Genomic DNA, 19316 nt, shown 5'->3' on the forward strand with positions numbered 1-19316 from the left:
TGCTATCAATCTTCAAACCGTGGCGCTTTTTCGTCCAGCAAGGCATTCACGGCAGAAACAACAGACGATGCCTGTGCTGCATCGGCAAACACAGCGGATCTCAACGCCACGAACTCCACGCCGGCGAGCGCCACATCGAGCGCGGAGTTCGGGTCGGTGCCGCCCATGACGATGCAGGGGATCTCGATCATCGATGCCCACCATTCGCCGAGATCGACGTTTTTCGGATGTGCCTCGGGCTTGAAGTCGCCGTCGAACTTGCCGAAGAAGATATAGTCCGGCCTCAGTTCACCGATTTCCAGCGCGGTATGCCGATCCTTGGCCGTTCCGCCGCCGACCATGAAGCTTGCCGTCTGCTTTTCCATCGCCTCGGTGAACTCGGCAATATCGGCAGCGATATGCAGCCCATCCGCCTTGGCGCGCGCCGCGACGCGGCTGTCGCCGGCAATGAGGGCTGCGGCACCGGCGGCCTGAACGATCGGAACCAGCTTTTCCGCCGATTTCTGGAAATCGAATTCGTTAAGCCCGTATTGCGGAATGATGACAGAGGCGACGTCGCCGCCCTCCAGCGCCTTTGCCACGAGTGCATGCTGTTCTGCGATGTCGGTCATCTCGGGCACGATGAGAACCAGACGGCAGCGGCTTGGGGGCAAGATCATGCAGGCTTCCTATTCGGCGCATCCGGCCGGAACACGAAGTCCGGCATTCCGGTCTGTGAGTAAATCCGTTGGGACCTGCTGACAAGGGGAGCGTCGCGGAAAACCGCAAGGCCCCTATTGCCCGGGAACGCGAGCGGAGCTGCAATAAGCGCCGTGCCCGCCGCTCTGTCCGTACCGCTGGCCGCAAGGCACGGAAGCTTTCAGCTACCTCACACAAACAGTTGCGCCAACCCCTGCGTTAAAGGAAGTTGGCGCAAAATTTCGTCAATTCAGTGCAAAGTCCGCATTTCAGACGCGACGGAGCAGACTGCCCGATCCGGCCGCAACGCGGCTACGGCATCAGTGTACCGATGTGGCAATACGCTGGATCTGGTCCTTGATTTTCAGCTTCATTCGCTTGATGTCCGCGATTTCACGGTCATCCACTGAGGGGGAGGTCATCGCGGAGTGCAATTTCTCTTCGAGGGCGACATGCTTTTTCTGGAGCGATTCAAGATGAGCCTGAACTGTCATTTGACCTTCCTTCTGCTTGCCTTCCCCAGCCATCCATCGCTGGAGTTCTAGGCTTTAACGACAATAGTGTGACATACTAATTCTTCAATGTCGAAGGCCAAAAAGTGACTTGAACAGGGCAAATTCATGATCACGGATAACTTCCCGTTACCGTTATTTGGTGATAGGAGCTTGCGAAATTAAACCGCTGGATCCAAAGGGTTCCGCGTGACGACGACTGGGGACGAACACCATGCCCGATCAGGATCAAGCCGACGTGAGACTCATCATGGCGCGCCTGCGCCAGGAACATGAGGATTTCGACGTCGCTATCAATGCGATGATCGAAACCGGCTGCGATCAACTCCGTGTTCAGCGCATGAAAAAGAAGAAGCTGGTCATCAAGGACAAGCTGACCAAGCTCGAAGACCAGATCATTCCGGACATTACCGCTTGAGGGGACGCGTCGCCATGACCGAAAGACCGCCTGTCGCCATTATCATGGGCAGTCAGTCCGACTGGGAAACCATGAAGAATGCGGCCGATACCTTGGAAGCCCTTGATATCACATATGACGCCCGCATTATCTCGGCACACCGCACGCCCGATCGGCTGGTACGCTTTGCAAAGGGCGCGCGCGACGAAGGCTTCAAGATTATCATCGCCGGCGCCGGCGGCGCAGCCCACCTCCCCGGCATGGCTGCATCGATGACATCGCTGCCGGTGTTCGGCGTGCCAGTCCAGTCGAAAGCCATGTCAGGCCAGGACAGCCTTCTCTCCATCGTCCAGATGCCGGCCGGCATTCCAGTCGGCACGCTTGCCATCGGCCGGGCCGGCGCCATAAATGCAGCTCTGCTCGCCGCCGCCGTGCTGGCGCTCAATGACGAGGATATCGCCGACCGGCTGGATGCATGGCGGGCGGCCCAGAGTGCTGCAGTCGCTGAATACCCGATGGATGACCTATGACGACACAGACGATCGGCATCATCGGCGGCGGCCAGCTTGGCCGCATGCTCGCCATGGCCGCAGCCCGACTGAACTTCCGCACCATCATCCTCGAGCCGCAGGCCGATTGTCCGGCAGCCCAGGTCGCCAGCCGCCAGATCGTCGCCGCCTATGACGATCCCGCAGCGCTGGCGGAACTTGCAGCAGCATCGGATGTCGTGACCTACGAATTTGAAAACGTGCCCGTCTTTGCCGCACAATCTCTATCCCTGAGCGTGCCCGTCTATCCGCCGCCGAAGGCACTGGCCATGGCGCAGGACCGCCTGACGGAAAAGCAGTTCCTCAACGGGTGCGGCGTCGCCACAGCGCGCTTCCATGCCGTCGACAGCCAGGCCGACCTCGAGGCGGCACTTGCCGATTTCGGCGGACAGGGCGTGCTGAAGACGCGCCGGCTCGGCTACGACGGCAAGGGGCAGCGTGTCTATCGCTCGCTCAATGACAGTCCGGAAGGCGGCTATGCCGCGCTCGGAAACGTCCCCCTGATTCTCGAAAGCTTCGTAGCGTTCGAGCGAGAGATCTCCGTGATCGCGGCCCGCAACCCGGAAGGCACGATCGAAAGCTACGATCCGGCCGAAAATGCTCACCGCGACGGCATTCTGCACACCTCGACGCTGCCAGCCCGGCTCTCGCCGGAAACCGCGTCGACCGCCGCTGCTGCTGCCAAAACGATTCTCACGGCGCTCGATTACGTCGGCGTCATCGGCATCGAGTTCTTCGTGTTGGCCGATGGGCAATTGATTGCCAATGAAATGGCGCCACGCGTGCACAATTCCGGTCACTGGACGGAAGCTGCCTGTGTCGTCTCGCAGTTCGAGCAGCACATCCGCGCTGTTGCCGGCCTGCCGCTCGGCAATCCGGTCCGCCACGCCGATTGCGTCATGCAGAACCTGATCGGCGACGACATCCTCGCTGTTCCGGACTGGCTGGCGCGCGACAACACGCTCGTGCATCTCTACGGCAAGACCGAAGCCCGGCCCGGCCGCAAGATGGGGCATGTCACGACACTTCTTTAGTCTGTGCATGACCTGCAGCATCGGGAAAAAGCCCGGATAGTCGGTTGACAGGGCGAAAGCGACACGGTATCTGCTCCCCACCCTAAAAGAGCGCGCCAAGAGCGCGCTTTTGATTGTTTAAAGATACGGGCGAATGTGACATTCCCCCTAAAACCTCGCGGATCGAAAAAATGAAGATCAAGAATTCGCTCAAGTCGCTCAAGGCTCGTCACCGCGACAACCGCCTCGTTCGTCGCAAGGGCCGCGTTTACATCATCAACAAGCTGAACCCGCGCTTCAAGGCTCGTCAGGGCTGATTTGCGGATGCCGTTTGGTTGTCGGTCGTCCCGCGCCGCGTGTGCGGGCACATCGACGACCAGGTTTCTGACGGCATGACGTTCAATCGAATTTGTTTTGATCTTCTGCGGTGGCGGGCTAACATGCCCGCCATGTTTGTTCGTGCCCTGTTGCTCCCCACCCTGCTGCTGCCGGTCTTGCTTGCTGCTTCTGCCCCGCAGATGGCAGTCGCCGATGACGCGCGGATCGTAGAGCAGCAAACCGAGAGCGTCTCTCCGAAACAGCGCCTCGACGATCTCTTCACGGCACTTAGACGCCAGCACGATCCGGATCAGGCCGCAGGCATTGCCAACCAGATCAAAGTGGAATGGTTGCAATCCGGCAGTGCCACCGTCGATTTGCTGATGCAGTGGGCGGCCAAGGCCATTGCCGAAAAGCGCAACGCCGCCGCTTTCGATTTTCTCGATCAGGTCATCGCCCTGAAGCCACGCTATGTCGAAGGCTGGAACCAGCGCGCGACGCTGAACTACGCGCTTGGCGACTACAACAAATCCATGGCTGATATCGAACAGGTCCTGCGGCTGGAGCCACGCCATTTCGGCGCGCTCGCCGGCATGGCAGCGATTCTCACCGAAAATGGCAAGGACCAGCAGACGCTGGAAATCTGGCAGCGGTTCCTTGCTATCTATCCCGCAAACCGCGCGGCCCAGCAACAGGCCGACCAACTCAGCGAAAAACTTGCGGGCAGCCGTACCTGACTGTGCAACCGGATGCCGCGCTCGACCGTATAGAATCACGAGGCTCGGCGACCGCGTTCCGGGCATTTTTGCGAGTTGCCTGTCGATGCTGAGTTTTCTGGTTCTGGTTGCCCTGCTGCTCGCAGCGGCGTTTGCCTACACCACCTTCAAGAGCCGGGCCATCACCGAGGCCAATCCGAACATCAGCAACCTCATCGACATCGGCGGCTACAGTATCAATGCTCTCCACCTGAAGCGCCCTGACGGCGCGGACCTGCCGCCTCTCGTCTTCATTCATGGCGCCAGCGGCAATCTGCGCGACCAGATGCAGGCCTTCGCCAGCCCTCTCGAAGGCCGCGCCGAAATGCTCTTCGTTGACCGCCCGGGCCACGGCTATTCCGAACGCGGCGGGCCAGACAATGCCTTTCCGTCCGGACAGGCCGATGCCATCGCAAAGTTGATGGATAAACTGCAAATCGGCCCCGCCATAATAGTAGGCCACTCCTTCGGCGGCGCAATTGCCGCAGCCTTTGCGGTTCGCCATCCCCAAATGACCGCTGGCCTGCTGTTTCTGGCACCGGCCACCCATCCCTGGCCCGGCGGTGTCGACTGGTACTACCGGCTGGCGTCTGCGCCCGTCCTCGGCTGGATCTTCGCGCACACGCTGGTCATTCCCGCCGGCCTCCGCAAGCTCGACCAGGGCACCATCGGCGTCTTCAGCCCCAACCCGCGGCCGCACGACTATATCGAAAAGACGGCGCCAGCTCTGGTCTTGCGGCCAGATGTCTTCCGCAACAACGCCCGGGACGTCGTCAACCTGCTTGGCTATGTGACGCGCGAATCGCAGAGATACCGGGAGATCAAGGCGCCCACCGTCATCATCACCGGCGATTCGGACGACGTGGTGCTGGCCGAACTCCATTCCATCGGCCTCGAGCGCGACATCGTCGGCTCCGAACTGATCACCATCCGCAACCTCGGCCACAAGCCCGATTACATCGCCAACGACGTCGCCATTGCCGCCATCGAATATCTCGCCGGTGCGCCACGTGACCTGCAGCAGGTGGCCCGCCTCGCGGAAATACGAATTGCCGCCGAGATCAGTTCGGACCCGTCTCCAGCGACCCGTGCCTGAATGCTGCAAGTGACGGACGCAACGCTTCCAGAATAATGGCAGCGAGGCGCTGGGTGGCGGGACTTTGCTCCGCCGAAGCACGGTGCAGCACGAGGTCTAGCTTCGGCAACGACGGCAGCCCAAGCTCTCCGTCAAACAGCGGCCGCAGCATGCCGGGCAAACCGAGCGGCGTGCGCACCGTTATCCCGAGACCGGCCGCTGTCGCTGCCCACAGGCCGCCGAGACTGGGGCTGACGAAAGCGACCCGCCAGCCGAGGCCAACACTATCCATCGCCTTTGTCGCGGCGGTCCTGAGCAGGCAAGGCGCATCGAGCGTGGCGAGCGGCATCGGTTCGCCGCTATCGGCCATCCAGTCGATCCGGCCGTCCATCGGCCCCACCCAGCACATCGGCACCTCGCCGACAAGCTCGCAATGCGCGGTCCGCTCGCCATTGCTCCACGCCAGTGCCAGATCGAGCCGGCCGGACCGGACCCGCTCCATCAGCTCGACGTTGCGTACCACCCGAGCCTCGATGCGCACTTTCGGATGAGCGCGGGCAAAGCGACCGAGAACTTCGGGAAGCAGCGCCTCGCCAAAATCCTCCTGCAGGCCGAGCCGGACCCAGCCTTCGAGTTCCATCCCCTGCACCGCCGTAACCGCTTCATCGTTGAGGTCGAGCAGCCGGTGCGCATAGCCGAGCAGCGTTTCGCCGGCTTCGGTCAGCGCCAGCCCACGGCCGGCCTTGCGAAAGATCGGCCTCCCCGCCTGCTCCTCGAGCTTCTTGATCTGCGCACTGACGGCTGATGTTGAGCGCCCGACGCGCTCCGCCGCCTTCGCAAAGGTACCGAGCTCGATGCCCGCGACGAAGCTTCTTAGAATATCGAGATCGAAGATAGGCTTGCTCACATCATTGTCCAGTTTATCGGGATCATAAATCTATATATATCTGATTATCCGGACGGATAAAGGGTGCAATAGAAGTTGCGTCAACTTGTTTCAGCCGAGAGAACCCTCATGCCAATTACCCGAATTTCCCTGATGCGCGGCAAATCGCCAGAATATCTCGCGATGCTGTCCGACACGTTTCACCGCGCAATGGTCGAGACTTTCGATGTCCCTTCCGCCGACCGGTTTCATGTCATCCACCAGTGCTCGCCCGGCGAACTGGTCTTCGACCGCGACTACCTCGCCGGACCGCGCTCGGACGACTACCTGTTTTTCGACGTCACCATCGGCAAGCCCCGGACCGCCGAGGTTAAGCAGGCATTCTATCGCCGAGTAACGGAACTGCTCGGCGATACAATGGGTATCCGTGCGGCGGACGTGATGATCGTCATCACCACCACCGGGCGCGAGGACTGGTCGTTCGGCAACGGCCGCGCCCAGATGATAGAGGCGGCATAACGTCATGCCCCAAAACAAATTGGACCGCGTCCATAGAGCCGGCGAGGCTCGGCAGCAGGCACCCGAGGGGATATCCAGCCAGCCATTTTTGCTGGAGACGCTCATCCCGGCGTCTGAGAATGGGCTCGGCGCCATGATCGCCATGCTCAAGCCTGGAACGCTGACCCACTGGCACAGCCATCCGCACGGCCAGATCCTCTACGTGCTCTCCGGCATCGCCTTGGTCCAGTGTGACGGCGGACCGGTCGAGGAACTGCATGCCGGAGACTCCATCCGTTTCGAGCCAGGCGAGCGCCACTGGCACGGATCCGGCGCGACGACGAGTTTGGCTTATCTGAGCGTCCAGGCCGCACACGAAGGCAGCGCCGTCGCCTGGTTCGAGCCCGTTACCGAAGGAGACCGACAGTGATCGCCATGCAATACAGTTTCGTGCTCCCCGCCGACTACGACATGGACATCGTCGACCGGAGAATTCGCGATAAAGGCCCCCTGCTGGACAACTTTCCGAACCTCGTCTTCAAGGCCTATCTCACTGCCCGCAAGGGCGACGCGACCACGGGGTCAAGAGACAATCTCTATGCGCCGCTCTATGTCTGGAACGGTGTCGAGGGACTGAACGATTTTCTCTGCGGCCCGGGCTTTGCGGGCGTCAGCGCGGCGTTTGGCCGGCCGCAGGTGAACACCTGGATACTTTGGAAAACCGCGATTGCAGCAGACGTCCGAAAGGCCCGCTTCGCCACCCGCGAGATTTCCGACATCGGCCTGGATGCCGATCTCGGCAAGATGCGTGCAGCAGGCAGCGCGGATGCGCTAGCCGACATCGAAACGGGTGCAGCACTCGCCTCGGTTTCGGCCTTCGATCCCGATGGCTGGAAACGCCTTCGCTTCCGGCTTTGGCGGGAGATGCCACAGGCGCCGTTGCCGACCGACACTCTTGCCTATCGCCTCGGCCATCTCTCGTTGCCCGAGCGCGCCTGCCCCCTCGACGCCGACCAAAATGCTGTCACCGGGACAATGTCCCTGTTCCATCGGGGCTGACGAGATCCTATGCAAGGGACGCCGCTACCTTTTCGAGATGGAGCTTTTTCTTGGTCGATATTGCAATGATCGAAGCAGCCCGGGTGCGCCTTTCCGGCAAGGTACGGCGCACGCCGCTGCTGTCTTCGCCCTTTCTCGACGAAATCGCCGGGCGGCGCCTGTTCGTCAAGGCTGAGTGCCTGCAGCATACCGGCTCCTTTAAATTCCGTGGCGGTTGGTCGGCTATCTCGGCGCTGTCGCCCGACATTCGCGCGCGCGGCGTCATCGCCTTTTCCTCCGGCAACCATGCTCAGGGCGTGGCCCTGGCGGCCCGCATGCATGGTATTCCCTCGGTCATCATCATGCCGTCGAATGCACCGAAGATGAAGATCGACAATACCCGCGCCTTCGGCGCAGAAGTGGTGCTCTACGACCGGGCCACGGAAGATCGCGACGAGATCGGCGCCCGGCTGTCGAGGGAACGCGGCCTGACGCTGATCCGGCCCTATGACGAACCGATGGTCATCGCCGGACAGGCAACGACGGGGCTCGAGATCGCCGAGCAGGCGCTTGAAAACGATATCGGCGCGGCCGAAGTGCTGGTGCCATGCGGCGGCGGCGGTCTGACGTCGGGGATCGCACTGGCGCTGGAAGCCCGAGCGCCGAAAATGAAGGTGCGTCCCTGCGAGCCAGAGGGCTTCGACGACGCAACACGGTCGCTGGCGTCTGGCCGGATCGAACGCAACTCCTCGCTTTCGGGCTCGATCTGCGACGCCATCATCACGCCGCAGCCGGGCGAGATTACCTTCCCAATCATGCGGCGGCTCTGTGGCACCGGCCTCGTCGTGACGGACGCCGAAGCCCTTGCCGCCATGGCGCTGGCATTTACCCGACTGAAACTGGTGGTCGAACCCGGCGGCGCCGTCGCCTTGGCCGCCGCCCTCTTCCACGGCAACGAACTCGCCGGCGACACGGTGATTGCCGTCACTTCAGGCGGCAACGTCGACAACGACGTCTTCCTGAAATCCCTCGGCCACTAACGGGGAGACTACCTCTCTGGAACAGATGAGCCTTCAGACGAAAAAGCCCGGCGCTGAGACATCAGCGCCGGGCTTTGTTTTACAAGTAGTGCGGCCGCGCCTACTTGGCGGAGACGCGCCAGACTGTGTTGCCGGCGTCGTCGGCAATCAGCAGGCCACCGGTTTTATCAACGGCAAGGCCGACTGGCCGGCCACGGGTCTTGTTGTCCGCACCCATGAAGCCGGTAACGATATCCTGCGGCTTGCCATTCGGGCGACCATCGGCAAACGGGACGAAGACGACCTTATAACCGTTGAAGGTCTTGCGGTTCCAGCTACCGTGCTCGCCGACAAACGCACCGCCCTGATAGGCCGCCGGCAGGTTTGTGCCCGTATAGAACGCCATGCCGAGCGGCGCGACGTGCGAGCTGAGCGCATAGTCCGGAACGACAGCCTTCTCGACCAGATCAGGCCGCTGCGGCATGACACGCGGATCGACGTGCTGGCCGTAATAGCTGTAAGGCCAGCCGTAGAACGCGCCATCCTTCACCGACGTCATGTAATCCGGCACCAGATTGGGGCCGAGTTCATCGCGCTCGTTGATGACAGCCCAGAGCGCATGGCTCTTTGGCTCGAAGCTCAGCCCATTCGGGTTGCGCAGGCCGGTTGCAAACAGCCGCGAGCGACCCGTTTCCCTGTCGACTTCCCAGATCGCAGCACGGTCCTTCTCGGCACCGATACCATTTTCGGTGATGTTGCTGTTCGACCCGACGCCGACATACAACAGCTTGCCGTCATCGCTGTCGACCAGGCTCTTCGTCCAGTGATGGTCGATAGGGCCGCCCGGCAGGTCGACAAGCTTGACACCCGGCTCGGTTATCTTGGTAGCGCCCGGTGTATAGGGAAACCGCATGATCGCATCGGTGTTGGCAACATAGAGATCGTTGCCAACAAGGGTTACTCCGAACGGGGAATTCAGGTGATCGAGAAAGACGTCGTGAACTTCGGCAACCCCGTCCCCATCGGCATCGCGCAGCAGCGTGATGCGATTGCTTGCCTGCTGTGGCGGGCTTCCGGTCGCAAAAGATTGAACCCAGCCCATGATCAGGTCCTTGGGACGTGTGATAGCGGCTGCAGGCGGCGCGACGGATTCGACCACCAGAACGTCGCCGTTCGGCAACGCGTAAAGCGAGCGAGGGTGAACAAGCCCGGAGGCCAGCGCCTTGATCTGCATGCCCTCGGGCACGGTCGGCGTCTCGTCCTTCTGCCAGCCGACCACGGGGGCGACATGCATTGGCGGTACCAGATATTGCGATTGTTCCGGTAGCGTCGGATTTGCACCGATTTCGCTCGTCGGATCCGGATCGCTGCCACCGCAGCCGGCAAGAGCGAACATCGAGGTGCAAGCGAGCGCGACAGCGAGCGAGCGGCGGATGGTTCTCGGGGAAATCACTGTGCGCATCACTCGACTACTCCTAGGTCTTGGCGATAGACCGGCGTGCGGCCGAGCAAACCACCGAGAATCAATACGATCAGCGTGGCTGCGGAGAGGACCAGGCCCATCGGGACAACCGAGGTCCAGGCATCGCGGCTATGGATCAGGGCATTGAAAATGGCGAGCACCAGGGCGATACCGTTACCGAGCACATAGATGGCCGAGAGACGGTTGACGCCGACAAGGCGGCCAACGAAGAAATCAACGAGGCAGACCAGTGCTGCTACCGCGCCGACCATCAGGCCGGCCGTCAGCAACCACGCCGAAAAATTGGCCCACATCATTTCGGCAGTTCGCCAATAGGTGATGTCGGTAATCATCGTGCCGATGAAACAGGCAACGGCGAAATGCCACAGAATGGGAAATAGTGGAGGTTTAACGATCCTTACGGGATAGATAATGGGGTTTGTCATGGGGTTTTCTTCCAATGCCGCCAAATTGCGTCGTTGGCAAACCAGTTAGCCAGCCTTTCGTTCCGACATTTTATAGCCGCTATCTATAGCCGCTGCGTGGGGCACTTGCCGGGCCCTGAAACGAAAAAAGCTCCCGCGAAGGGAGCTTTTGAATGTCTGCCAGAAAACCTCAGCCGCGACGCGCGAGCGAGAACTGGGCGCCGCTGTCGGACGTGCAGTTCAGCTGGTTCGAGTTGACCAGCGCGCAATTGACCTTCGAAGTCGTCTTGCGAAGCATTGACGTCATGTTGATCTCGACAAGGCCGGGCGCAGTGTTGACATAGGTGCCGGAGGCGAGCAGCTGGTTGCTGTCGGTGGTGCGGGTGGAGAAGCCGCCGCCCTGGAATGTCGAGATGATGCCGTTCGGATCGGCCCAGGTGCCGTCTACCGTTTGCGGTGCCTGGCGGGTCGCGACCTGCATCGGCATCTGCCGCGGACCCTGATCCATACAGGAGGCGAGCGACAAGGCCGAGACAAGGAGGGCAAGGCTTGCTTTGATCTTCATGGTTCTTCCCCGAAATTCAGAATCGGCATCTGCCGCACACTTTGCGAAAAGATGGAGCGGCACCCCCCTGAAAGCAAGGCTCGGACCGCCGATCCGCATATTTATCCTTGAGGCGTAACAAAAATGCCCGCACCAACGATGCGGGCATTCCAAGTGCTAATCAGCCAGTCTTATCAACGAACGAGAACGTTCTTGAACTGCCAAGGGTCCTTGGTGTCGATATCTTCCGGGAACAGGCCGGGACGACCGGTCAGCGGCGTCCAGTCCGTATAATGGCCTTCGACCGGACCGAGATAAGGCATCTGCACTTCGAGGCAGCGCTTGTAATCGATCTCGTCGGCCTCGACGATACCGGCTTTTGGGTTCTCGAGAGCCCAGACCATGCCGGCGAGAACGGCCGAGGTGACCTGCAGGCCGGTGGCGTTCTGGTACGGCGCAATGCGGCGCGTTTCTTCGAGCGAAAGGCGCGAACCAAACCAGTAGGCGTTCTTGTCGTGGCCATAAAGCAGCACGCCGAGTTCGTCGACACCCTCGACCAGTTCGTTCTCGTCGAGAACATGCATGACCGGCTGGGCGTTGCCACCATTTCCGAACATTTCATGCAGCGACAGGACGGCATCGTTGGCAGGATGGTAGGCGTAGTGGCAGGTGGGACGGTAGGAGACGTCGCCGTCCTTGTCAGTCACCGTGAAATAATCGGAGATCGAGATCGACTCGTTGTGGGTGACGAGAAAGCCGTATTGCGCACCGGGTGTCGGGCACCAGGTACGAACGCGTGTGTTGGCGCCGGGCTGCTCTAGATAGATCGCCGCCTGGCAACCCTTCTTGTGCTTCTTGGCATTCTTCGGCATCCACTCTTCGTGGGTACCCCAGCCGAGTTCGGCAGGCTGCAGGCCTTCCGAAATGAAGCCTTCGACCGACCATGTGTTCCAGAACACGTTGAGCGGCTTCGGGTTCTTGGTCAGCTGCGTGTCGCGTTCGGCAATATGGATACCCTTGACGCCGACCTTCTTCATCAGCTTGGCCCAGCCTTCGCGATCATGCTGGTCCGGCTCGTCGAATTTGATGTCGAGATCGCGGGCAAGATTGACGAGGCCCTGCTTGACGAACCACGAGACCATGCCCGGGTTTGCGCCGCAGGTGGAAACGGCCGTCGTGCCGCCCGGGTTCTTCTTCTTCTCATGGCGCACGGTTTCGCGCAGCGCATAGTTGGTGCGGTCGGCGTTCTTCATGGTCTTGTCGAAATAGAAACCGAGCCATGGCTCGATGACGGTATCGATGTAGAGAACGTCGAGCTTGCGGCAAAGCTTCATCAGATCGAGCGAGCCGGTGTCGACAGAAAGGTTGACGCAGAAGCCCTGGCCTTCGCCTTCGGTCAGAAGCGGCTTCAGCAGCTCCTTATAGTTATCCTTGGTGACATATTCCTTGATATGGCGGATGCCATGCTCGGCAAGAATAGCCATGTCGCCTTCGTTTTCACGCGGGTCGATGACAACCATCCGGCTCTTGTCGAATTTGAAATGGCGCTCGATCAGGGGCAGCGTGCCGCGGCCGATGGAGCCAAAGCCGATCATCACGATCGGGCCGGTTATTTCGGCATATACCGGGTAGTTTTCCTGCTTCATTCTTTTCTCCTTCAAAGAGCGGAGGCTCTTTGGTGTCTATCGATTCATCAGCAAACGCTTGACGATGGGTGAAGGGCTCTAATCACAAAATCCTGTCACAATAAAGGGTGGATGACCACCTCGCCGAGCGTAACTATAGCCTATCCGTCAAAGTCCCCTGGTGGAAAACCATAAGCCAGCGCCCGTCTTCTTCCTGCCGCCAGATCGAACTGCGCAGGGAATGGACCGCATGGCCCTCCATGGTCTTCCGGATCGATCCGTAAGTCACCAGCGCAACATGCTCCGACAGCATGACTAGCCGCGGATTGTGCAAGGCACGTGACATCACCGGCTCTTCCGTCAGCAAGGCCGAAATGATGTCGTCGAAGCCGAACATACGCCCGGAACTGCCAATCTCCCGGAATTCCGGCGACAGAAGCTCCTCAAGCGTCGCTCTCGACGAACGCACAGCCGGATCGAACAGCCTTTCCTCAAGCTGGCGAAGATATTCGAGCAATCCATCCATGGCTTTATCCCCTCAACAAATCCAGCCCATCCACCTTTGTACGACAAATGCATAAGCGAGCCATGGACGACTATATGCAGGGCAATTCCGCCGACATTTTCGACCGTAGCGTTTCGCACTGAAAGCGGGAGACCAGAAAAGCCCCGACTTGTTGCCGGATGATCCACGCTTTGTTAGACTTAGGACATCGAAGGTGTGGAAAGCGTTTCATGGCTGACAATAAGCTATTCGTGGATCTTTCGGATGACACGAAACAGCGACTGGATCGCCTTTCCAAGGCAACAGATCGCTCCGCGACATCCATTACCGCTGAGGCCCTGGAGCTTTATCTGGCTCAACAGGAATGGCAGATCTCTGCCGTAGACGAAGCCGTTCGCCGTGCAGATCGTGGAGGCTTCGTGTCCCACGAGGCAATAACGTCCTGGCTTGGCTCTTGGGGAACCTCGGGAGAGCTTCCTGCACCGAAGCCGCTCGGCCGTAAGACGGCGCAGTGAACATCATTTGGGCTGAGGCCGCGGTTGCCGATCTGGTGGCCATTCGCGCATTCATAGCCGACCACAATCCTCAGGCGGCAAATAAAATAGCGGCAAAATCCTGCACGCGGCCAACCTCCTCAAAGATAAGCCACGCCTCGGACTTGGCACACATGTCGCAGATGTTCGGAGGTTGATTGTGCACCAGTCGCCGTATTCCATCATCTATCGGATAGTTGGAACGGACCTGCAGATCCTGGAGATCTTCGACGGACGGCGATCGGCACCTCGCACCGATGTGAGAGGCTGATCTTTATCCCCTCAACAACTCCAGCCCCTCCACCGTCCTCGTCAACGCTATCTCGGTGATCTCGTAGCTTGCGATGCCATGCAGCGTAAACGGGTCGGCGGCGACATAGGCTTCCAGATCGGCGCGCTCACCCTTTGCAAAAATCACGCCGCCGGTGCGCGGTACCTTGCGGCCGGACGCGAGAAACCACCCCCGACTGTAGCCTTCCGCTACCCACTCTATATGTGGCTCCATGAACAGATCGGCATCTTCGTTGCTTTTCAGATAGGTAAGCGAGAGAATGAACATGGGCGACCCCTGGGATTGCGATGCCGCGATGTGACACAGATCGAATAGGTTAAGAACCCCGGCCGTTCACATTCTTTTTAGACGTCAACATGATATCAGCATCCTATTGGAAACAGGAAGACCGGAATGGACCTCATGTCTGAACGGTTTGCTGCGCTTCTGTCGACGAGCGCGGCACTGATTGCCGTCTATGACGAAGACGATCGGCTACGCTTTGCCAACGATGCCTTTCGGTCGGCATTCGCGCTGACTGCGGAGGAAACGCCGCTCTGGTCGGAGTTGATGCGCCGCAATACGCTGGCCGGCCTCGGTACCGTCATCCGCTCTCCCGATTTCGAATCATGGCTGGTCTCGGCACAGTCGCGCCGCGGCAAGATCCCGTTCCGCAGCTTCGAAACGGATCTCGTCGACGGTCGCTGGCTGTGGATGAACGAGACTGTCGAGGAAAATGGCTGGATGCTCTGCGTCGCCTCCGATATCACCCATATCAGAACCAGCGAGCGCAACCTCCGCCAGGACCGTGATTTCGCCTTGCGTGCGTCGCAAACGGACGAACTGACGAGCATTTCCAACCGGCGCTTCATGATGGCGGCACTCGACGAACTTGTCCGCCGCCAGGCTGGCGCCCGGCCGATGATGAGTTGCGCCTGCATCATCGATCTCGATTTCTTCAAATGCATCAACGACCGTTTCGGCCACCAGACCGGCGACGACGTCCTCATCGATTTCGCACGCCGCGTCCACATGCTGGTGCGACGGCACGACAGTTTTGGCCGCATCGGCGGCGAGGAATTCATGCTGTTGATGCCCGATACCGATCTTGCCGAAGGCGAGGCGATTATCGGTCGTGTCTTGCAAACCGCGCGTCAGGCCCGACCGATCGTCTCCGATCCGTCCTTTTCCTACACCTGCTCGGCGGGCCTTGTGCAACTTCGCGCCGGTGAAACGACGCGCGAAATCTATTCACGGGCAGATGCGGCACTTTACGTCGCCAAGCGGGCCGGCCGCGACCAGCTGAAAAGCGTGGCCTAGCTAGTCCGACACCAGCACCGCAGGGATAAGCCCGCGCAAAGAATTGCCAACGAAGAGTTTGCCTCTGTCGACATCGGCGAGGGTGAGCCGAGAGGTCCGGGCTTTGCGCGTGCAGATCAGTTCGCTGCGCAACACGCCGGCCAGTAGGCCGCAGGCAATCGGCGGCGTCAGCAGCATGCCGGAGCCGTCTTCGATGAAAACCGAGGTAATGGTGCCTTCGCAAACGTCGCCCTTCTCGTTGAGCAACAGAACTTCATCGGCCTCGTCTGGGCTGAATTCGGCACGGGCGCGGTCATAGACCCCGCGTCGCGTGGTTTTCGCCCTAAGCAGCTTGTTGCTGGAATCGAGACGTGTGGCGGCGATGCGGACCCGCCATGTCACATCGGCAGCCAAAGGCACAAAACCGGCCGTGGTGACCGTAACACTGCCGGTACGGTTCATCGTCAGGCGGACACGCTGCGGGCTGGGGGCGTCGCAAACGGCCGCGTCAAGCGCCGCTTCCACCTGCTCCGGTGCCGCAAAACCAAGGCGTCGGGCAGAACGCTGCAGCCGCGCCAGGTGCAGCTTCAACCTGAGGAAGCCGAGGCCCGGCTCGTAGCGCAGGGTTTCGATCAGCGAGAACTCATCTACCGGGCGATCCACGCGTCCCCCACGGCAAACCGCGCCTTCAGCAGGCATTCCGCGTACTCCGCCTCGGCAGTCGAATCGAAGACGATACCGCCGCCGACATTGAAGACGGCCCTGAAATCGTCGAACAGCGTGATCGTCCGGATGGCTACGGAAAAGCGCATGGCACCATCGGGCGCAATCATCCCGATAGCACCGCAATAGGCGTCGCGCGGACCGACCTCCAGCCCATGGAGGATCTCCATCGCCCACATTTTTGGCGCGCCGGTGACCGAACCGCACGGAAAAAGCGCGGCCAAGATATCCCGGATCGACAGGTCAGGAAGGAGCTTTGCCTGGACGGAACTGACCATCTGATGGACGGTCGGATAGCTCTCGATATCGAAAAGTCTCGGCACCTCGACGCTGCCTGTCTCTGAGATCAGCGAAATATCGTTGCGCAGGAGATCGACGATCATCCGGTTTTCGGCCTGGGTCTTGCCGTCCTGGCGCATCGCCTCGACGATGGCTGCGTCTTCGTCTGGCGTTGGTCCGCGCGGCGCCGTCCCCTTCATCGGACGCGTTTCGATCCAGCCCTCGGCGTCGACCCGGAAAAACAGTTCCGGCGAGCGCGACAGGATGACCGGGCCGGCGAGATCGACAAGCGCTCCATACTTGACCGGCTGTCGTTCGATCAGCGACCAGAAGGCGGCGCGCGGATCGCCATTCCAGCGCGCCTCGATCGGCATCGTCAGATTGCCCTGATAGCAGTCACCGTTCCGGATGTGGCGGTGAAGCTGGTCGAAGCTCTTCTGATAGGCGGCAAAATCCCATGCGGCCTTCGGATCCGTCAGAAAGGCTTCGTTTTCAAGACGACGCTGCGGCTGCGAGAGCGGATGGTCCGCAGCTGCCGGTCCGTCGAACACCCCGAAAACCATCAGCGGCGTCTGGCGTCCCTCCGCGATCAGCGGCGCAAGCTTGTCCTCGACGACGAAGCCCGCCTCATAGGCCATGTAGCCGGCCAGCCAACGACCGGCCGCCTTCTCCCGCTGCATCCGCGCCAGACCGGCCAGCACCTCGGCACCTGTATGGGCAACGATCACATCCAGGGGTTCGGCAAACAGCATCACCTGGCCGGTAGTATCGTCTCGGAAAAGGACTGATGCGGTGCTGGCCATGTGTGCGGCGTGTCTGTCCTGCGTTTACGCTTCGTTGTTTTATGACTCGTCCAGTGCCTCGAGTTCGTCGATAAGCCCCTCGATCATCGAAAGCCCCCTCGCCCAGAACGACGGATCGGTGGCATCGAGGCCGAACGGCTTCAGAAGTTCGGAATGATGTTTTGTGCCGCCGGCCTTCAGAAGCTCGAAATACTTGTCCTGGAACCCTGGCTCTGCCTTCTGGTAGACGGCATAGAGCGAATTGACCAGGCAATCGCCGAAGGCATAGGCATAGACGTAGAAGGGCGAATGGATGAAGTGCGGAATATACGTCCAGTAGGTCTCGTAGCCGTCGGAGATGCGGATCGCCGGCCCGAGGCTTTCCTCCTGCACGGATAGCCAGAGCGCCCCGATATCCTCCGACGTCAGCTCGCCGGCCTTGCGCGCCGTGTGCAGCTTGCGCTCGAATTCGTAGAAGGCGATCTGGCGCACGACCGTGTTGATCATGTCCTCGACCTTCTGGGCGAGCATCGCCTTGCGCTCGCGCTTGTCAGTGGTCTTTTCCAGAAGAGCCCGGAAGGTCAGCATCTCGCCGAAGACCGAAGCGGTTTCGGCCAGCGTCAGCGGCGTCTGGCACATCAATGCGCCCTGCCCGCCGGCCAGTACCTGATGCACGCCGTGGCCGAGCTCATGGGCAAGGGTCATCACGTCGCGCGGCTTGCCGAGGTAGTTGACCAGCACATACGGATGGGCGGAAGGCACTGTCGGATGGGCAAATGCGCCCGGCGCCTTGCCGGGCCGCACCGGCGCATCGATCCACTGCTCGTCGAAGAAGCGGCGGGCGATTGCGGCCATCTCAGGTGCAAAGTCATTGTAGGCCGACAGCACCGTCTCCTTGGCGTCGCCCCAGGGAATCAGCACATTCGAGGTTTCCGGCAACGGCGCGTTGCGGTCCCAGAAGTCCATCTGCTCCATGCCGAGCCATTTGGCCTTCATCTTGTAATAGCGGTGCGACAGGCGCGGATAGGCATCGCGCACCGCAGCGGCCAGCGCATCGACGACCTCGCGCTCGACCCGGTTGGCAAGATGCCGGCTGTCGGCGATGTCCTTGAAACCACGCCAGCGGTCGGAAATGTCCTTGTCCTTGGCGAGCGTGTTTGTAATCAGCGTGAAGACCCGCAGATTGGCCTTGAAGGTGGCGGCCAGCGCCATGGCGGCTTTCTTGCGGACTGCCGTGTCGGGATCCTGCAGCAGGTTGAGCGTCATCTCCAGCGGCAACATCTCGCCGTCGATCTCGAAGCGCAGCTCGGCCATGGTCTCGTCGAACAGACGATTGAAGGCGGCTGCCGACGTCATCGACTTTTCGAGGAACAGTTGCTCGATCTTGTCCTCGAGCTGGTACGGCTTGTCCTGGCGCAGGTCGACCAGCCAAGGACGATAGTGGCCGGCTTCAGGATCGTTCTGCATGCAGGCATCGATCAGCACGTCATCGAGCCTGTTAAGCTCCAGCGCGAAGAACAGCAGGTGCGAACTGGCTTCGGTAATCTTCGCCTGTACATCACCGTAGAGCTTACCGTTGGCCGGATTACTGGTGTCAGAGAAATAAGTCAGGCCGGCGAAGGAGGCGATCCGGCCCATGAGGTCGTCAAGCGCCTCGTATTCGCGCAGCGCCGCACCGATACCGGCATCGCCCGTGCTCATCGCCGCAGTGCCGAGCTTGCCCTTCCACTTTTCCGCGAACGCAACCGACGCTGAAGCAGCCTTTTCCATGTCGGCGAGAAACGCCGGAGACGTTGCCGAGGGATAGAGATCCGCGAGCTTCCAGACGGGCAGATCGCCCAGCGCTGCATCTGCAGGTGCTTTGACGGCAATGTCGCCCGAAAGGTTAAGAAAGGCGTGGAGCGAATGGCGGCTCATGGGCAGTTATCCTCTGCTTTCCTGGTCTGGCACGGTCACCTGTCGTGTCTAATTGGCCCTAACGATGGCGGCAAGCCGATTTTCGCGGCGAAATCACTGCCTCGGGCCAAAGTTGTGCTGATCGTGCATTGATTAAAATGCCGTTATTTCTCAGAACTGGATGTTCAATCCTGTCTGCCAAAATCACCTCAAGTTTCGCATGAGGTGAGGCACC

At 60.4% G+C, this 19316-nt stretch carries 24 protein-coding genes; 12 read left to right on the forward strand and 12 right to left on the reverse strand.

Annotation, left to right across the window (positions count from 1 at the left end):
- Positions 1–5 precede the first annotated feature (5 nt).
- Positions 6–659 (reverse strand): thiamine phosphate synthase, encoded by a 654-nt coding sequence (locus J5289_RS15935; protein ID WP_209184848.1) that lies wholly within the window; start codon positions 657–659, stop codon positions 6–8.
- Positions 660–998: 339 nt separating this feature from the next.
- Entirely contained in the window at positions 999–1172 is a 174-nt protein-coding gene (locus J5289_RS15940) for a YdcH family protein (protein ID WP_142830648.1), read from the reverse strand.
- Positions 1173–1404: 232 nt separating this feature from the next.
- Here J5289_RS15940 and J5289_RS15945 point away from each other — a divergent pair, with 232 nt between their 5' ends.
- From J5289_RS15945 to J5289_RS15970, 6 genes are all read left to right on the forward strand, one after another.
- Positions 1405–1608 carry a YdcH family protein gene (locus J5289_RS15945; protein ID WP_111222365.1) on the forward strand — a complete coding sequence of 68 codons (204 nt, stop codon included), beginning with the start codon at positions 1405–1407 and terminating at the stop codon, positions 1606–1608.
- Between the two features lie 14 nt (positions 1609–1622).
- Positions 1623–2117, forward strand: coding sequence for a 5-(carboxyamino)imidazole ribonucleotide mutase (gene purE / locus J5289_RS15950; protein ID WP_142830644.1), 495 nt, complete (start codon positions 1623–1625; stop codon positions 2115–2117).
- Positions 2114–3169, forward strand: coding sequence for a 5-(carboxyamino)imidazole ribonucleotide synthase (locus J5289_RS15955; protein WP_209206473.1), 1056 nt, complete (start codon positions 2114–2116; stop codon positions 3167–3169). The genes purE and J5289_RS15955 overlap by 4 nt, the downstream gene beginning before the upstream one ends.
- A gap of 170 nt (positions 3170–3339) precedes the next feature.
- Positions 3340–3465, forward strand: a complete 126-nt coding sequence (gene ykgO / locus J5289_RS15960) for a type B 50S ribosomal protein L36 (protein ID WP_037069952.1) — start codon at positions 3340–3342, stop codon at positions 3463–3465.
- Positions 3466–3588: 123 nt separating this feature from the next.
- A complete protein-coding gene (locus tag J5289_RS15965) occupies positions 3589–4203 on the forward strand; it encodes a hypothetical protein (protein ID WP_209184850.1) in 615 nt (204 codons plus the stop codon).
- 85 nt (positions 4204–4288) lie between these two features.
- Positions 4289–5317, forward strand: coding sequence for an alpha/beta fold hydrolase (locus tag J5289_RS15970; RefSeq protein WP_209184851.1), 1029 nt, complete (start codon positions 4289–4291; stop codon positions 5315–5317).
- Here the strand turns inward: J5289_RS15970 and J5289_RS15975 are convergent.
- On the reverse strand, positions 5283–6203 hold the full coding sequence (locus J5289_RS15975) for a LysR substrate-binding domain-containing protein (protein ID WP_209187564.1): 921 nt from the start codon (positions 6201–6203) through the stop codon (positions 5283–5285). The genes J5289_RS15970 and J5289_RS15975 overlap by 35 nt on opposite strands.
- A 108-nt stretch (positions 6204–6311) precedes the next feature.
- Here J5289_RS15975 and J5289_RS15980 point away from each other — a divergent pair, with 108 nt between their 5' ends.
- Genes J5289_RS15980 through J5289_RS15995 form a run of 4 tightly spaced genes read left to right on the forward strand, consistent with a single transcriptional unit; the run spans position 6312 to position 8758 of the window.
- The gene (locus J5289_RS15980) at positions 6312–6701 is read left to right on the forward strand and encodes a tautomerase family protein (protein ID WP_209184853.1); all 390 of its coding nucleotides are present in this window, start codon (positions 6312–6314) and stop codon (positions 6699–6701) included.
- 4 nt (positions 6702–6705) lie between these two features.
- On the forward strand, positions 6706–7110 hold the full coding sequence (locus J5289_RS15985) for a cupin domain-containing protein (RefSeq protein ID WP_209184854.1): 405 nt from the start codon (positions 6706–6708) through the stop codon (positions 7108–7110).
- On the forward strand, positions 7107–7739 hold the full coding sequence (locus tag J5289_RS15990) for a DUF4865 family protein (protein ID WP_209206472.1): 633 nt from the start codon (positions 7107–7109) through the stop codon (positions 7737–7739). The genes J5289_RS15985 and J5289_RS15990 overlap by 4 nt, the downstream gene beginning before the upstream one ends.
- Positions 7740–7789: 50 nt before the next feature.
- Positions 7790–8758, forward strand: a complete 969-nt coding sequence (locus J5289_RS15995) for a threonine/serine dehydratase (RefSeq protein WP_209206471.1) — start codon at positions 7790–7792, stop codon at positions 8756–8758.
- 100 nt (positions 8759–8858) lie between these two features.
- Here J5289_RS15995 and J5289_RS16000 read toward each other — a convergent pair whose 3' ends face one another.
- The 5 genes from J5289_RS16000 to J5289_RS16020 all read right to left on the reverse strand — a co-directional run bounded on the left by J5289_RS16000 (position 8859) and on the right by J5289_RS16020 (position 13319).
- Positions 8859–10133: a sorbosone dehydrogenase family protein gene (locus J5289_RS16000; protein ID WP_247750645.1), complete on the reverse strand. Its 1275-nt coding sequence runs from the start codon at positions 10131–10133 to the stop codon at positions 8859–8861.
- 65 nt (positions 10134–10198) lie between these two features.
- Entirely contained in the window at positions 10199–10645 is a 447-nt protein-coding gene (locus J5289_RS16005) for a DUF2231 domain-containing protein (RefSeq protein WP_209184858.1), read from the reverse strand.
- A gap of 169 nt (positions 10646–10814) precedes the next feature.
- A complete protein-coding gene (gene omp10, locus J5289_RS16010) occupies positions 10815–11189 on the reverse strand; it encodes an outer membrane lipoprotein Omp10 (protein WP_209184859.1) in 375 nt (124 codons plus the stop codon).
- 173 nt (positions 11190–11362) lie between these two features.
- On the reverse strand, positions 11363–12814 hold the full coding sequence (locus J5289_RS16015; RefSeq protein WP_209184860.1) for a homospermidine synthase: 1452 nt from the start codon (positions 12812–12814) through the stop codon (positions 11363–11365).
- 133 nt (positions 12815–12947) lie between these two features.
- Positions 12948–13319 carry a DUF4440 domain-containing protein gene (locus J5289_RS16020; protein ID WP_209184861.1) on the reverse strand — a complete coding sequence of 124 codons (372 nt, stop codon included), beginning with the start codon at positions 13317–13319 and terminating at the stop codon, positions 12948–12950.
- Between the two features lie 209 nt (positions 13320–13528).
- Between J5289_RS16020 and J5289_RS16025 the strand changes: the two genes are divergently transcribed.
- The gene (locus J5289_RS16025) at positions 13529–13813 is read left to right on the forward strand and encodes a CopG family ribbon-helix-helix protein (RefSeq protein ID WP_209184862.1); all 285 of its coding nucleotides are present in this window, start codon (positions 13529–13531) and stop codon (positions 13811–13813) included.
- Positions 13814–14105: 292 nt separating this feature from the next.
- Here J5289_RS16025 and J5289_RS16030 read toward each other — a convergent pair whose 3' ends face one another.
- Positions 14106–14390, reverse strand: coding sequence for a YciI family protein (locus tag J5289_RS16030; protein ID WP_209184863.1), 285 nt, complete (start codon positions 14388–14390; stop codon positions 14106–14108).
- 126 nt (positions 14391–14516) lie between these two features.
- Here J5289_RS16030 and J5289_RS16035 point away from each other — a divergent pair, with 126 nt between their 5' ends.
- Positions 14517–15422: a sensor domain-containing diguanylate cyclase gene (locus J5289_RS16035; RefSeq protein WP_209184864.1), complete on the forward strand. Its 906-nt coding sequence runs from the start codon at positions 14517–14519 to the stop codon at positions 15420–15422.
- On the opposite strand, the gene J5289_RS16040 is transcribed toward J5289_RS16035, so the two are convergent.
- The 3 genes from J5289_RS16040 to J5289_RS16050 are packed head-to-tail and all read right to left on the reverse strand — an operon-like array spanning position 15423 to position 19102.
- A complete protein-coding gene (locus J5289_RS16040) occupies positions 15423–16100 on the reverse strand; it encodes an aminotransferase class IV family protein (protein WP_209187568.1) in 678 nt (225 codons plus the stop codon). It abuts the gene before it with no gap.
- Positions 16049–17206, reverse strand: a complete 1158-nt coding sequence (locus J5289_RS16045; RefSeq protein ID WP_209184866.1) for an aminodeoxychorismate synthase component I — start codon at positions 17204–17206, stop codon at positions 16049–16051. Before J5289_RS16045 ends, J5289_RS16040 begins: the two co-directional genes overlap by 52 nt.
- A 39-nt stretch (positions 17207–17245) precedes the next feature.
- Entirely contained in the window at positions 17246–19102 is a 1857-nt protein-coding gene (locus J5289_RS16050; protein WP_209184867.1) for a M3 family oligoendopeptidase, read from the reverse strand.
- Positions 19103–19316 lie beyond the last annotated feature (214 nt).

This window comes from Rhizobium sp. B230/85 (genome assembly GCF_019355735.1).
Classification (GTDB): domain Bacteria; phylum Pseudomonadota; class Alphaproteobacteria; order Rhizobiales; family Rhizobiaceae; genus Rhizobium; species Rhizobium rhododendri.

Bases quoted from the DNA above. Each gene is read 5' to 3' on its own strand.
- J5289_RS15945 (WP_111222365.1), top strand. From the start codon at position 1,405: ATGCCCGATCAGGATCAAGCCGACGTGAGACTCATCATGGCGCGCCTG.
- J5289_RS16050 (WP_209184867.1), bottom strand. From the start codon at position 19,102: ATGAGCCGCCATTCGCTCCACGCCTTTCTTAACCTTTCGGGCGACATT.
- J5289_RS16035 (WP_209184864.1), top strand. From the start codon at position 14,517: ATGGACCTCATGTCTGAACGGTTTGCTGCGCTTCTGTCGACGAGCGCG.
- J5289_RS16030 (WP_209184863.1), bottom strand. From the start codon at position 14,390: ATGTTCATTCTCTCGCTTACCTATCTGAAAAGCAACGAAGATGCCGAT.
- J5289_RS15935 (WP_209184848.1), bottom strand. From the start codon at position 659: ATGATCTTGCCCCCAAGCCGCTGCCGTCTGGTTCTCATCGTGCCCGAG.
- J5289_RS15985 (WP_209184854.1), top strand. From the start codon at position 6,706: ATGCCCCAAAACAAATTGGACCGCGTCCATAGAGCCGGCGAGGCTCGG.
- J5289_RS15965 (WP_209184850.1), top strand. From the start codon at position 3,589: ATGCCCGCCATGTTTGTTCGTGCCCTGTTGCTCCCCACCCTGCTGCTG.
- J5289_RS16015 (WP_209184860.1), bottom strand. From the start codon at position 12,814: ATGAAGCAGGAAAACTACCCGGTATATGCCGAAATAACCGGCCCGATC.
- J5289_RS16025 (WP_209184862.1), top strand. From the start codon at position 13,529: ATGGCTGACAATAAGCTATTCGTGGATCTTTCGGATGACACGAAACAG.
- J5289_RS16020 (WP_209184861.1), bottom strand. From the start codon at position 13,319: ATGGATGGATTGCTCGAATATCTTCGCCAGCTTGAGGAAAGGCTGTTC.
- J5289_RS16000 (WP_247750645.1), bottom strand. From the start codon at position 10,133: ATGTTCGCTCTTGCCGGCTGCGGTGGCAGCGATCCGGATCCGACGAGC.
- ykgO (WP_037069952.1), top strand. From the start codon at position 3,340: ATGAAGATCAAGAATTCGCTCAAGTCGCTCAAGGCTCGTCACCGCGAC.
- omp10 (WP_209184859.1), bottom strand. From the start codon at position 11,189: ATGAAGATCAAAGCAAGCCTTGCCCTCCTTGTCTCGGCCTTGTCGCTC.
- J5289_RS16005 (WP_209184858.1), bottom strand. From the start codon at position 10,645: ATGACAAACCCCATTATCTATCCCGTAAGGATCGTTAAACCTCCACTA.
- J5289_RS15940 (WP_142830648.1), bottom strand. From the start codon at position 1,172: ATGACAGTTCAGGCTCATCTTGAATCGCTCCAGAAAAAGCATGTCGCC.
- J5289_RS15955 (WP_209206473.1), top strand. From the start codon at position 2,114: ATGACGACACAGACGATCGGCATCATCGGCGGCGGCCAGCTTGGCCGC.
- J5289_RS15980 (WP_209184853.1), top strand. From the start codon at position 6,312: ATGCCAATTACCCGAATTTCCCTGATGCGCGGCAAATCGCCAGAATAT.
- purE (WP_142830644.1), top strand. From the start codon at position 1,623: ATGACCGAAAGACCGCCTGTCGCCATTATCATGGGCAGTCAGTCCGAC.
- J5289_RS16045 (WP_209184866.1), bottom strand. From the start codon at position 17,206: ATGGCCAGCACCGCATCAGTCCTTTTCCGAGACGATACTACCGGCCAG.
- J5289_RS15970 (WP_209184851.1), top strand. From the start codon at position 4,289: ATGCTGAGTTTTCTGGTTCTGGTTGCCCTGCTGCTCGCAGCGGCGTTT.
- J5289_RS16040 (WP_209187568.1), bottom strand. From the start codon at position 16,100: ATGCCTGCTGAAGGCGCGGTTTGCCGTGGGGGACGCGTGGATCGCCCG.